Source organism: Streptomyces sp. NPDC093591 (genome assembly GCF_044764885.1).
Lineage (GTDB): Bacteria > Actinomycetota > Actinomycetes > Streptomycetales > Streptomycetaceae > Streptomyces.
In genome coordinates this window covers 320,971-333,416 of record NZ_JBIWIY010000011.1, presented here as the reverse complement: position 1 = coordinate 333,416, position 12,446 = coordinate 320,971, and the positions used below count along the sequence as shown (strand labels likewise).

11 protein-coding genes are annotated in these 12,446 nt (G+C 70.5%); 8 read left to right on the top strand and 3 right to left on the bottom strand.

Annotation, left to right across the window (positions count from 1 at the left end):
* Positions 1 to 9: 9 nt before the first annotated feature.
* The 3 genes from xseA (at position 10) to ACIREI_RS24865 (ending at position 2,334) form a co-directional block, all read left to right on the top strand.
* A complete protein-coding gene (gene xseA / locus ACIREI_RS24875) occupies positions 10 to 1,275 on the top strand; it encodes an exodeoxyribonuclease VII large subunit (protein ID WP_403336665.1) in 1,266 nt (421 codons plus the stop codon).
* A 9-nt stretch (positions 1,276 to 1,284) separates the two neighbouring features.
* On the top strand, positions 1,285 to 1,524 hold the full coding sequence (locus ACIREI_RS24870) for an exodeoxyribonuclease VII small subunit (protein WP_403336662.1): 240 nt from the start codon (positions 1,285 to 1,287) through the stop codon (positions 1,522 to 1,524).
* Positions 1,525 to 1,743: 219 nt separating this feature from the next.
* Positions 1,744 to 2,334, top strand: coding sequence for a malonic semialdehyde reductase (locus tag ACIREI_RS24865; protein ID WP_403336659.1), 591 nt, complete (start codon positions 1,744 to 1,746; stop codon positions 2,332 to 2,334).
* A gap of 99 nt (positions 2,335 to 2,433) precedes the next feature.
* Here the strand turns inward: ACIREI_RS24865 and ACIREI_RS24860 are convergent, their stop codons facing one another.
* Positions 2,434 to 2,955 carry a DUF4245 domain-containing protein gene (locus ACIREI_RS24860; RefSeq protein ID WP_403336657.1) on the bottom strand — a complete coding sequence of 174 codons (522 nt, stop codon included), beginning with the start codon at positions 2,953 to 2,955 and terminating at the stop codon, positions 2,434 to 2,436.
* Positions 2,956 to 3,082: 127 nt separating this feature from the next.
* On the opposite strand from ACIREI_RS24860, the gene glpX reads away from it, so the two are divergent.
* A complete protein-coding gene (glpX, locus tag ACIREI_RS24855; protein WP_403336654.1) occupies positions 3,083 to 4,120 on the top strand; it encodes a class II fructose-bisphosphatase in 1,038 nt (345 codons plus the stop codon).
* 173 nt (positions 4,121 to 4,293) lie between these two features.
* On the opposite strand, the gene ACIREI_RS24850 is transcribed toward glpX, so the two are convergent.
* Both ACIREI_RS24850 and ACIREI_RS24845 read right to left on the bottom strand, forming a co-directional pair.
* A complete protein-coding gene (locus ACIREI_RS24850; RefSeq protein WP_403336651.1) occupies positions 4,294 to 4,671 on the bottom strand; it encodes a WhiB family transcriptional regulator in 378 nt (125 codons plus the stop codon).
* Positions 4,672 to 4,846: 175 nt separating this feature from the next.
* The gene (locus tag ACIREI_RS24845) at positions 4,847 to 5,530 is read right to left on the bottom strand and encodes a DUF1707 domain-containing protein (RefSeq protein WP_403336648.1); all 684 of its coding nucleotides are present in this window, start codon (positions 5,528 to 5,530) and stop codon (positions 4,847 to 4,849) included.
* A 170-nt stretch (positions 5,531 to 5,700) separates the two neighbouring features.
* On the opposite strand from ACIREI_RS24845, the gene ACIREI_RS24840 reads away from it, so the two are divergent.
* The 4 genes from ACIREI_RS24840 to ACIREI_RS24825 all read left to right on the top strand — a co-directional run bounded on the left by ACIREI_RS24840 (position 5,701) and on the right by ACIREI_RS24825 (position 12,396).
* Complete coding sequence (locus ACIREI_RS24840; RefSeq protein WP_403336645.1) at positions 5,701 to 7,368, top strand: fumarate hydratase; 1,668 nt, start codon at positions 5,701 to 5,703, stop codon at positions 7,366 to 7,368.
* A gap of 428 nt (positions 7,369 to 7,796) precedes the next feature.
* Positions 7,797 to 9,206, top strand: coding sequence for a class II fumarate hydratase (locus tag ACIREI_RS24835; protein WP_403336642.1), 1,410 nt, complete (start codon positions 7,797 to 7,799; stop codon positions 9,204 to 9,206).
* Positions 9,207 to 9,278: 72 nt separating this feature from the next.
* Complete coding sequence (locus ACIREI_RS24830; protein WP_403336639.1) at positions 9,279 to 9,974, top strand: DUF402 domain-containing protein; 696 nt, start codon at positions 9,279 to 9,281, stop codon at positions 9,972 to 9,974.
* Positions 9,975 to 10,251: 277 nt separating this feature from the next.
* Positions 10,252 to 12,396: a SpoIIE family protein phosphatase gene (locus ACIREI_RS24825; RefSeq protein WP_403336636.1), complete on the top strand. Its 2,145-nt coding sequence runs from the start codon at positions 10,252 to 10,254 to the stop codon at positions 12,394 to 12,396.
* Positions 12,397 to 12,446: the final 50 nt, after the last annotated feature.

Sequence of the window (12,446 nt, the reverse complement as noted above, 5' to 3'; positions counted from 1 at the left end):
GCTCGGCGCATGGCTGTGAACACGTCCCCGGAATCGCCCCTGCCCGTCGGTGAGGTGTCGCGGCTCATCGGGGGGTGGATCGACCGGCTCGGGGCGGTGTGGGTCGAGGGGCAGATCACGCAGTTGTCGCGGCGCCCCGGCGCCGGCGTCGTATTCCTGACGTTGCGGGATCCGTCGTACGACATCTCCGTCAGCGTGACCTGTTACCGGCAGGTGTTCGACGACGTCGCCGACGTGGTGAGCGAGGGCGCCCGGGTCGTCGTACTGGCCAAGCCCGAGTGGTACGCGCCGCGCGGCCAGCTCTCCCTGCGCGCCACCGAGATAAAGCCCGTCGGCGTCGGCGAGCTGCTCGCCCGCCTGGAGATGCTGAAGAAGGCCCTCGCCGCGGAAGGGCTCTTCGCGCCGGAGCGGAAGAAGCCGCTGCCCTTCCTTCCGCAGCTCATCGGCCTGGTCTGCGGACGGGCCTCGGCCGCCGAGCGGGATGTCCTGGAGAACGCCCGCCACCGCTGGCCCGCCGTCCGCTTCGAGGTGCGCAACGTCCCCGTGCAGGGCGTGCACGCCGTACCGCAGGTCGTGCAGGCGGTGAAGGAGCTCGACGAGATCGACGACGTGGACGTGATCATCGTCGCCCGGGGCGGCGGGAGCGTCGAGGATCTGCTGCCCTTCTCCGACGAGCAGCTGGTGCGGGCCGTCGCCTCATGTCGTACGCCGGTCGTGTCCGCCATCGGGCACGAGCCCGACAACCCCCTCCTCGACCACGTCGCCGACCTGCGGGCCTCCACCCCCACCGACGCGGCCAAGAAGGTCGTACCGGACGTGGGTGAGGAGTACGAGCGGGTCCGGATGCTGCGCGATCGGGCCCGGCGGTGTGTCGTGGCGTTCGTCGAGCGGGAGGAGCGCGGGCTGGCGCACGCCCTCGCGCGGCCCTCGATAGAGGATCCGCACCGGATGATCGACGAACGCGCCGATCACGTGGCGTCGCTCCTGGACCGGAGCCGCCGCTGCCTCGGCCACCTCCTCGACCGCGCGGAGTCGGAGCTGACGCACACGCACGCGCGCGTGGTGGCCCTGTCCCCCGCTGCGACTCTGAAGCGCGGGTATGCGGTGCTGCAGAAGGCCGACGGGCATGTGGTGCGTGACCCGGGCGAGGTGACGGCGGACGAGGCGCTGCGGGCGCGGGTCGCCGAGGGAGAGTTCTCCGTACGAGTCGGTGGTCCGAGCCGTCGAGGCGACGGTCCGGGTGAGGCACACAGCGATGGACATGGCGATGCTTAGGGTGGGCGAATGACCAGCAAGGTGGAAGAGGCCCTCGGGTACGAGCAGGCCCGGGACGAGCTGATCGAGGTCGTACGGCGGCTGGAGGCGGGCGGTACGACGCTGGAGGAGTCCCTCGCGCTGTGGGAGCGGGGCGAGGAGCTGGCCAAGGTGTGCCGGCGCTGGCTGGACGGAGCGCGGGCGCGGCTGGACGCGGCGTTGGCCGAGGAGGCCGCGGCCGAGCGCGGAGACGGCGGGGACGAGTCGTGACAGCAGCGCGGTTGCTGCCTCAGCGGCGGTGGCGGGTGGGGCTCCGGCTCTGGGTCCGGCTGTGAAGCGGATCACCACAATCGCTCTTTTGTTGAAGCTTGAACTTGTCTCGCGTACTGTCGACGACGACAACCGGTCCCCGGTCCGTTTACGCGGCCCCGTCCGTTGACGCACCCGGTCCGTTGACGCGCACCCCGCACATCCCGAGAAGGTTCACGCATGTCTCTCGTTCTTGACTCCGCCGCCCAGGACCTGCTGTTCCGCGAGGCCCGCACCGCGAACTCCTTCACCGACGAGCCGGTGACCGAGGAGCATGTCCAGGCGATCTACGACCTGGTCAAGTACGGCCCGACCGCCTTCAACCAGACGCCGCTGCGCATCACCCTGGTCCGCTCCGCCGAGGCCCGTGAGCGCCTGGTGCAGCACATGGCCGAGGGCAACCAGGCCAAGACCGCCGCCGCCCCGCTGGTCGCGATCCTGTCCGCGGACAACGAGTTCCACGAGGAGCTGCCGGCCCTGTTCCCGGCGTTCCCGCAGGCCAAGGACCTCTTCTTCAGCGAGCGCGGGGCCCGTGAGAACGCCGCCGGGCTCAACGCCGCCCTCCAGGCCGCGTACTTCATCGTCGGCGTCCGCGCCGCCGGCCTGGCCGCCGGCCCGATGACCGGCTTCGACTTCGAGGGCGTCCGCAAGGAGTTCCTGGACGACGACCACACCCCGCTGATGGTCGTCAACATCGGCAAGCCGGGCCCCGACGCCTGGTACCCGCGCTCCCCCCGCCTGGAGTTCGACCAGGTCATCACGACGGTCTGACCGGTCCGAGCACACGGCGGGCGCCGAGCCCGCGCACACGAAAGGCCCCCGCGGTGTCGCCGGGGGCCTTTCGTCGTCAGCCGAGTCGTGGGCGGACGGTCACTCCGCCTTCAGCGCCTTCGCCATCCGCGTCAGCTGCTCGAACGACGCCGTCCCCGCCACGACGGTCGTCGCGCCCTTCTCCTGGTGCACGAGGGCGTCGTACCGGCCGCCCGTGTACCGCGTCCACGTCCGGTCGCCGATCTTCTCGGTGTCCTTGGTCGCCCGTCCGCCCTGGGTGGCCTCCTCCAGGAAGGTCGCCGGCTTCTCGGCCGACTGCTCGACCTGCACGTACTCCCCGCCGGGGATGTGGAAGCCGAGGTGCCAGGCGTCGAAGTCGTCGCCCTTGAAGCGGACGGAGGTCGCCTTCCAGGAGTCGGGCAGGCCCTGCGGCGCGACCACGGGGTAGGACGCCGCACGGCGGGCCGTGAGCAGCTCGACGCGGTAGTCGACCCGCGGGAGGTCGGGTGCGCCGTCCTCATGGGGGACGAAGAGATAGATGACTCCCGCCGCGAGCACGGTCACTCCCAGGGAGAGGACCATGTTGCGGACCGACTTCTGCTTGCCGTTCGAACCTGCCACGCCCCCTATCGTCGCAGGTGCCCCGGCTGCTCATCCGTGGGGCCCCCTGCTCATACTGCGCGCCCGAGGATAGAGTCAGGGCGGTCACCCTCATCCGGCCGTCGTCGTATCAGAAAGGTGCGCCTCGATGACCGAGAATCATCATCATCTGCCGTCCGAGCTCGAAGTACCCAGCGAAGCCCCCGACCGCAACCTCGCCCTGGAGCTGGTCCGTGTGACCGAAGCGGCGGCGATGGCCGCGGGCCGCTGGGTCGGGCGGGGCGAGAAGAACGGCGCCGACGGTGCCGCGGTGCGTGCCATGCGGACCCTCGTCCACACCGTGTCGATGAACGGCGTCGTCGTCATCGGTGAGGGCGAGAAGGACGAGGCGCCGATGCTCTTCAACGGGGAGCGGGTCGGCGACGGCACCGGTCCCGAGTGCGACATCGCCGTCGACCCGATCGACGGGACGACCCTGACCGCGAAGGGCATGCCCAACGCGATCTCGGTGCTGGCCGCGGCCGACCGGGGGTCCATGTTCGACCCGTCGGCCGTGTTCTACATGGACAAGCTGGTCACCGGTCCCGAGGCCGCCGACTTCGTCGACATCAACGCGCCCGTGGAAGTGAACATCCGCCGGGTCGCCAAGGCGAAGCGGTCCACGCCGGAGGACGTCACCGTCGTCATCCTCGACCGGCCTCGCCACGAGGGCATCATCAAGGAGATCCGGGACGCCGGTGCGCGCATCAAGCTGATCTCCGACGGGGATGTCGCCGGGTCCATCTACGCACTGCGTGAGGGCACCGGCGTCGACATGCTGCTCGGCATCGGCGGTACGCCGGAGGGGATCATCTCGGCCTGTGCCGTGAAGTGCCTCGGTGGGACCATCCAGGGCAAGCTGTGGCCGAAGGACGACGAGGAGCGGCAGCGGGCGATCGACGCCGGGCACGACCTCGACCGGGTGCTGATGACCGATGACCTGGTCGCCGGGGACAACGTGTTCTTCGTCGCGACCGGGATCACCGACGGTGAGCTGCTGCGGGGTGTGCGGTACCGGTCGGAGACCGCGACCACCGACTCGATCGTGATGCGGTCGAAGTCGGGGACGGTGCGCAGGATCGACTCCGAGCACCGGTTGAGCAAGCTGCGGGCTTACAGCGCGATCGACTTCGACCGGGCCAAGTGACCTAGCGCCTGAGAGTTCGGGCACCGCGGATCGTCGGCGACTGCGGGTAGTTCGCGGTTGATCGCGCATACGCGGCAGAGCCGCATATCGACACCGCCCCGTGCCCCTGGGCCGGCATGAAGCCCAGCTGCAGAAAGGCGCCCCCGGTGCGGAGGGGGCGCCTTTCTCCGTGCTCAGCCCGCTTGCGCTATACGGTCCGCCGCCCTCGCGGCCTTCTTCAACTCCATCTCGCGGCGGCGGCGCCGCGCCAGGACCACTCGGCGTTCCGCTGCGGTGAGGCCGCCCCAGACGCCGTACGGTTCGGGCTGCAGCAGGGCGTGTTCGCGGCACTCGACCATGACCGGGCAGCGGGCGCAGACTCGCTTGGCCGCCTCCTCGCGGGAGAGTCGGGCCGCGGTGGGCTCCTTCGAAGGGGCGAAGAACAGGCCGGCCTCGTCGCGGCGGCACACGGCCTCCGTATGCCACGGGGCGTCTTGGTCCCTGTCTCGCACTGGCACCCGCTGGGCCGGAACGGCAGCTACCTGCAGGGACGAATGCGGCGGTTGCAGCACGGTCTACTCCTGACGACGGCTTCGCGAGCGAGAGACGATGCAGCAAGGTCTACCCGCTGTGCGCGCGCCTATGCAGCCAGTTCCGAACCGCTGGATTTCGGGGGGTGGTGCGCGCCGCCTCGGGGCGATCGGGACGGCCGTGGAGCGGGGTTGACGACGATCTGATTCGCAATCGTCAACGATCCAGATGCTTGCGCAAACCCTTGTCGACCTTGCGCTGAACGCGGTCGAGAATGTCCGCGACGAGCTTCCCCCGCTTCGGCCGGCCCTCGATGTTGCCGAGCACGGCCCAGCCGTCGACATGGACGACCGGCGCCCGGGGGTCCTCCGCGTCGAGCGTGTCCACCTCGAAGTTGCCGAGGACACCGCCGCCCGTGCCGCGCAGCGAGACGTTCTCCGGGACGCGGACCTCGACGGTGCCGAAGACCGATATCGCGCGGACCACGACCTGCTGGTACTCGAAGAGCGCCTCACTGAGGTCTATCTCCACGCTGCCGAAGATCGCGTACGCATGGATACGGCGACCCGCGCGCCAGCGGCCCCTGCGGACGGCGCTGCTGAAGACCGCGACCACGTTCTCGTCGGCGTCGGCGGGGATCGCGCCGGGGGCGGGGCGACCGGGAGCGGGCACGTACGGCGCGCGGCGCTCGTGGGCCGCGGGCAGGTCCCGTATGAAGACATCCAGTTCACCGACCGTCTTCGCCGCCAGTACGCCCTCGACGCGCTCGGCGTGCTCGTCGGCGGTGAGGCGGCCCTCGGCCAGGGCGTCGCGCAGGATGTCGGCGATCCGGTCGCGGTCGGCGTCGGAGGCGCGGAGCTCGGTGGCGGCAGGGGGTGCGGTCTGCTTCTGAAGGTCCACGGCAGCAGCGTACCGAAACACGATAGATCGCGATAGCCCCCGTATGGATTGTTCGGTGATCGTCGAACTGAGCCTTACCTCACAAGCTCGCCGTCAGTGGCAGGTTCTACGCTGGTGGACGCTGCCAACGGAGGTCAGCCGCGCTGTCTGTCGAGTGAGGAATGGGCGACATGCCTGAGTTCGCGTACACCGATCTGCTCCCCATGGGAGAGGACACCACCCCGTACCGGCTGGTGACCTCCGAGGGTGTCTCCACCTTCGAGGCCGACGGGCGCACGTTCCTCAAGGTCGAGCCCGAGGCGCTGCGCAAGCTGGCCGAGGAGGCCATCCACGACATCCAGCACTATCTGCGGCCCGCCCACCTGGCTCAGCTGCGGCGCATCATCGACGACCCGGAGGCGTCCAGCAACGACAAGTTCGTCGCCCTGGACCTGCTGAAGAACGCGAACATCGCGGCCGCCGGCGTGCTCCCCATGTGCCAGGACACCGGTACGGCGATCGTGATGGGCAAGCGCGGCCAGAACGTGCTGACCGAGGGCGGCGACGAGGCGGCGCTCAGCCGCGGCATCTACGACGCGTACCTGAACCTCAACCTGCGCTACTCGCAGATGGCTCCGCTCACCATGTGGGAGGAGAAGAACACCGGCTCCAACCTCCCGGCCCAGATCGAGCTGTACGCCACCGACGGCGGCGCCTACAAGTTCCTGTTCATGGCGAAGGGCGGCGGCTCCGCCAACAAGTCCTTCCTCTACCAGGAGACGAAGGCCGTCCTGAACGAGGCCTCCATGATGAAGTTCCTGGAGGAGAAGATCCGTTCGCTGGGTACGGCCGCCTGTCCGCCGTACCACCTGGCGATCGTGGTGGGCGGTACGTCCGCCGAGTACGCGCTGAAGACCGCGAAGTACGCCTCCGCGCACTACCTGGACGAGATCCCGGCCGAGGGCTCGCCCCTCGGGCACGGCTTCCGGGACAAGGAGCTGGAGGAGAAGGTCTTCGAGCTGACGCAGAAGATCGGGATCGGGGCGCAGTTCGGCGGCAAGTACTTCTGCCACGACGTGCGGGTGGTGCGGTTGCCGCGGCACGGCGCCTCCTGCCCGGTCGCCATCGCCGTGTCCTGCTCCGCCGACCGTCAGGCCGTCGCGAAGATCACGGCCGAGGGCGTCTTCCTGGAGCAGCTGGAGACGGACCCGGCTCGGTTCCTGCCGGAGACGACGGACGAGCACCTGGAGCAGGACGGCGACGTTGTCAAGATCGACCTGAACCAGCCGATGGAATCGATCCTCGCCGAGCTGACGAAGTACCCGGTGAAGACCCGCCTGTCCCTCACCGGTCCGCTGGTCGTGGCCCGCGACATCGCGCACGCCAAGATCAAGGAGCGGCTCGACGCGGGCGAGGAGATGCCGCAGTACCTGAAGGACCACCCGGTGTACTACGCGGGCCCGGCGAAGACGCCCGAGGGTTACGCGTCCGGCTCCTTCGGGCCGACCACGGCCGGCCGTATGGACTCCTACGTCGAGCAGTTCCAGGCGGCGGGCGGCTCCAAGGTGATGCTGGCCAAGGGCAACCGCAGCAAGCAGGTCACGGACGCGTGCGGCGCCCACGGCGGCTTCTACCTGGGCTCCATCGGCGGCCCGGCCGCACGCCTCGCCCAGGACTGCATCAAGAAGGTCGAGGTCGTCGAGTACGAGGAGCTCGGCATGGAGGCCGTCTGGAAGATCGAGGTCGAGGACTTCCCGGCGTTCATCGTGGTCGACGACAAGGGCAACGACTTCTTCCAGGACCCGGCGCCTGCGCCGACGTTCACGTCGATTCCGGTGCGGGGGCCTGGGCTGGCGTAGTGCCCGGGGGTGCGGCGGAGACGGATTTTCGCCCCCGCCGCCCCTACCCGTCCCGTCCCCAGGGGCGCTGCCCCTTCGACCCCGCCAGGGGGCTGCCGCCCCCTGGACCCCCGCTTCGGCCCTTCGGGCCTCGTCCTCAAACGCCGGACGGGCTGGAATGGCTGGACCGGTGCGTACGGCTATCCGGTCAACGGCCACGGCGGAGACGTGTACGCGCTGGTCCACAGCCCACGCGGCGGCCATCTCATCACCGGCGACGCGGACGGAATTTACGCCTGTGGCGGACCGACACCGCCCGCGCCCGCTGGAAGGAGGACGTGTCGCCGGACCTGGCGTACGAACCGCCCTGCGGGAGGTGGCGGACTGCGTGATCCTGAAACGGGAATAGGCCCCACGGGCCACGCGCTCTCCCCCGTGGAGGTACAACAATGACGACGACTGCCGACGACGCCGCCCAGGGCTACCGCATCGAGCACGACTCCATGGGCGAGGTCCGCGTCCCCGCGGACGCCAAGTGGCGGGCCCAGACCCAGCGGGCCGTCGAGAACTTCCCCATCTCCGGCCAGCGCATCGAGCGCGCCCACATCGAGGCGCTCGCCCGGATCAAGGGGGCCGCCGCGAAGGTGAACGCGCGGCTCGGGGTGCTCGACAAGGACATCGCCGACGCCATCCAGGAAGCCGCTCAGGAGGTCGCCGAGGGGCGGTGGGACGAGCACTTCCCCATCGACGTGTTCCAGACCGGGTCCGGCACCTCGTCCAACATGAACACCAACGAGGTCATCGCCACCCTCGCGACCGAGCGGCTCGGGCGGGACGTACATCCGAACGATCACGTCAACGCCTCGCAGTCCTCCAACGACGTCTTCCCGTCCTCCATCCACATCGCCGCCACCGCCGCCGTCACCCGCGACCTCGTCCCGGCCCTCGACCACCTCGCCGGGTCCCTGGAGCGCAAGGCCGAGGAGTTCGCCGACGTCGTGAAGTCGGGGCGGACCCATCTCATGGACGCCACGCCCGTGACCCTGGGGCAGGAGTTCGGCGGTTACGCCGCCCAAGTGCGGTACGGCGTGGAGCGGCTCCACGCTTCGCTGCCCCGCCTCGCCGAACTCCCCCTCGGCGGTACGGCCGTCGGCACCGGCATCAACACCCCGCCCGGGTTCTCCGCCGCCGTCATCGAGGAGGTCGCCCGCACCACCGGACTGCCCCTGACCGAGGCCCGCGACCACTTCGAGGCGCAGGGCGCCCGGGACGGGATCGTGGAGACCAGCGGGCAGCTGCGGACCATCGCGGTCGGCCTGACGAAGATCGCCAACGACCTGCGGTGGATGTCGTCCGGACCGCGCACCGGGCTCGCCGAGATCTCCCTCCCCGACCTCCAGCCGGGGTCGTCCATCATGCCCGGCAAGGTCAACCCGGTCATCCCGGAGGCCGTGCTCATGGTCGCCGCTCAGGTCGTGGGCAACGACGCCACCGTGGCCACCGCCGGAGCCGCCGGCAACTTCGAGCTGAACGTGATGCTGCCGGTCATCGCGAAGAATGTGCTGGAATCCATCCGGTTGCTCGCCAACGCCTCCCGGCTGCTGGCCGACCGGACCGTCGACGGCATCGTCGCCCACCGCGAACGGGCCCTGGAGTACGCCGAGTCGTCGCCCTCCGTGGTCACGCCGCTCAACAAGTACATCGGGTACGAGGAGGCCGCCAAGGTCGCCAAGAAGGCGCTCGCGGAGCGGAAGACGATCCGTCAAGTCGTTCTGGAGAGCGGGTACGTGGAGCGTGGCGACCTCACCGTCGAGCAGCTCGACGAGGCCCTGGATGTCCTGCGGATGACACGGCCGTAACCAATGATCACCGCGGCGTGAACCGTGACGCGCGCCGCAGCGTCGTATGCCTGTGGCACCTAATATCTGTGCATGGCGGACGGTGGAGCGGTGACGACGCAAGTGGAAGCGGGCGGATCGACGGGCTTCTGGGCGCCCGGCACACACATCCTGTGGCGGTACCGGGAGAACGCCGGCCGGCGCTTCCACATCGCGCGTCCCGTCACCGTCGTACGGGACGACGCCGAGATCCTCGCCGTATGGCTGGCCCCGGGGACCGAGTGCGTCAAACCCGTGCTGGCCGACGGGACCTCCGTGCACATGGAACCGCTGGAGACGCGGTACACCAAGCCGCGTTCCGTCCAGCGCGACCGGTGGTTCGGGACCGGGGTGCTCAAGCTCGCGCGGCCCGGGGAGCCCTGGTCGGTGTGGTTGTTCTGGGAACCGGGGTGGCAGTTCAAGAACTGGTACGTGAACCTCGAGCAGCCGATGTCCCGTTGGGCGGGTGGGGTGGACTCCGAGGACCACTTTCTCGACATCTCCGTGCACCCGGACCGCAGTTGGCACTGGCGGGACGAGGACGAGTTCGCGCAGGCCCAGCGGGACGGGCTGGTGGACGACGGGCTCGCCGCGCGGGTGCGCGAGGCGGGGCGCGAGGCGGTGGAGGTGATCCGCGCCTGGGGGCCGCCGTTCTCGGACGGCTGGCAGCACTGGCGCCCCGATCCGGCCTGGGCTGTACCTTCTTTGCCTGAGGACTGGGATCGCACACCCGCGCACATGTCCTCATGAGACCCTTGATGCGCCCCCGGGCAACAAACGTAGGATCGTCCTCCGCAAGGGCGCGCAGGGACAACTACCAGAGTGCGCGCCGGGCTTGACCGATCGTCACCGAGGGGCGGCAGGACGTGAGCGAGGGTTACCAGGGCAACGCCGGCAGGGGCAGACCGTCCACCGGCTGCACAGGAACTGCCTCTGGTCACGCGGTAATTCCGTTCCTGGGGCACGTATTCCGGGTATCGGAGTTTCGGCGGGACGAACTGCACGCGTGGCGCGCAGCCCCGGACGGATGGATTCGAGAGGCGTGACGGAGCAGCCGACCTCCTTCGAACGCCCTGAGACGGGCGTGGACCCCGCGGAGACCCGCGGGGCGCTCGTGCGTACCTCGACACCGTCCACGGCGCACTCCACGCCGCCGCACTCCCCCGGCGGCGACGCCCGCGGGGGGACCGCATTACCCGCGCAGGCGCGCGCCGGAGAGACCCCCTCCACGCCGGGCACCACCGCACCGCCCGGCCCGAGCAAGGAGCCCTCAGACATCGCCGGCAACGGCCCCGAGCACTCACAGCCCTCCGTCGCCGCCGAGCCCGACACGCACCGGCCGCGGCCCGTTCCGGAGGCCATACCGCCACAGCCCGGCGCCGAGCAGCCGCAGGATTCCGCCGAGCGGCGCACCGGGCAGGGACTGCCGCCGGGGCGGCCCACGCCGATGCGGCGGGACGGGGACCGGCTGCGCTTCGTGGGCGCCGCCACCCGGCGCATCGCCCGCGGCATCGACCTGGACGAGATCGTGATGGGGCTGTGCCGGGCGACCGTGCCGACCTTCTCCGACGCGATCCTCGTCTATCTGCGCGACCCGCTGCCGGTCGGCGACGAACGGCCCACAGGGCCGGTCGTGCTGCGGCTGCGCCGTACCGACCGGATCCCGGAGGAGCGGGACACCGAGGGCGGCTTCCTGTCCGCGGGCGGGCAGCAGCAGCCGGAGCCGAACGAACTGTCCGAGCTGTCGACCGTCACCGCCGAACTGTGCGAGGTGCGGCCCGGCGGTGCGCTCGCCGAGGTGCTGCGTGGCGTACGTCCCGTCTTCGCCGACGCGCCCGCCGCCCGCGCCGCCCTGCCCGAACTCCTCGGTGACGACGGCGAGTTGATCATCCCCGACGGTCAGCGCGCGATCCTCGCCCCGCTGCGCGGCCGGCGCCGTGTCATCGGCGCCGCGGTGTTCCTGCGCCGCCCGGACCGCATCGCCTTCGAGCCCGACGACCTCCTCGTCGCCGCCCAGCTCGCCACGCACAGCGCGCTCGGCATCGACAAGGCGGTGCTGTACGGCCGTGAGGCGTACATCGCCGACGAACTGCAGCGCACGATGCTGCCGGAGACGCTGCCACGTCCGACGGGCGTACGGCTGGCCTCCCGCTACCTGCCGGCGGCCGAGACGGCCCGGGTGGGCGGCGACTGGTACGACGCGATCCCGCTGCCGGGCAGCCGCGTGGCGCTGGTGGTGGGTGACGTCATGGGCCACTCCATGACCTCGGCCGCGATCATGGGCCAGCTGCGGACGACGGCCCAGACCCTCGCCGGGCTCGACCTGCCTCCGCAGGAGGTACTGCACCACCTCGACGAGCAGGCCCAGCGCCTGGGCACCGACCGCATGGCGACCTGCCTGTACGCCGTCTACGACCCGGTATCGCACCGCATCACCATCGCCAACGCCGGCCATCCGCCGCCCGTCCTGCTGCACCTGGGCGGCCGCGCGGAGGTACTGCGCGTGCCGGCGGGCGCGCCGATCGGTGTCGGCGGCGTCGACTTCGAGGCCGTGGAGCTGGACGCACCAGCCGGAGCGACCCTGCTCCTCTACACCGACGGCCTGGTCGAGTCGCGCCTGCGTGACGTGTGGACCGGCATAGAGCAGCTGCGCGAGAAGCTCGCCGCCACCGCGCAGCTCACCGGCCCCGACCATCCGCCGCCCCTCGAAGCGCTCTGCGACGAGGTCCTCGACATGCTCGGCCCGGGCGACCGGGACGACGACATCGCGCTGCTCGCCGCCCGCTTCGACGGGATCGCGCCGAGCGACGTCGCGTACTGGTTCCTGGAGCCGGAGGACGCGGCGCCCGGCCGTGCCCGGCGGCTCGCGCGGCGGGCGTTGGCCCGCTGGGGCCTGGAGGAGCTCACCGACTCGGTCGAGCTGTTGGTCAGCGAGGTCGTGACCAACGCGGTGCGGTACGCCTCGCGGCCGGTGACGTTGCGGTTGCTGCGCACCGACGTGCTGCGGTGCGAGGTCGGGGACGACGTACCGCAGTTGCCGCGGCTGCGGCAGGCTCGCGCCACGGATGAGGGTGGGCGGGGGCTGTACCTGGTCAATCGGCTGGCTCGGCGGTGGGGGGCGACCCGCCTCAGTACCGGCAAGGTCGTCTGGTTCGAGTTGAACCGGGGCTGAGAGTCGCAACGAGAAGGGCGCCCGGCGTGTTGCCGGGCACCCTTCTCGTT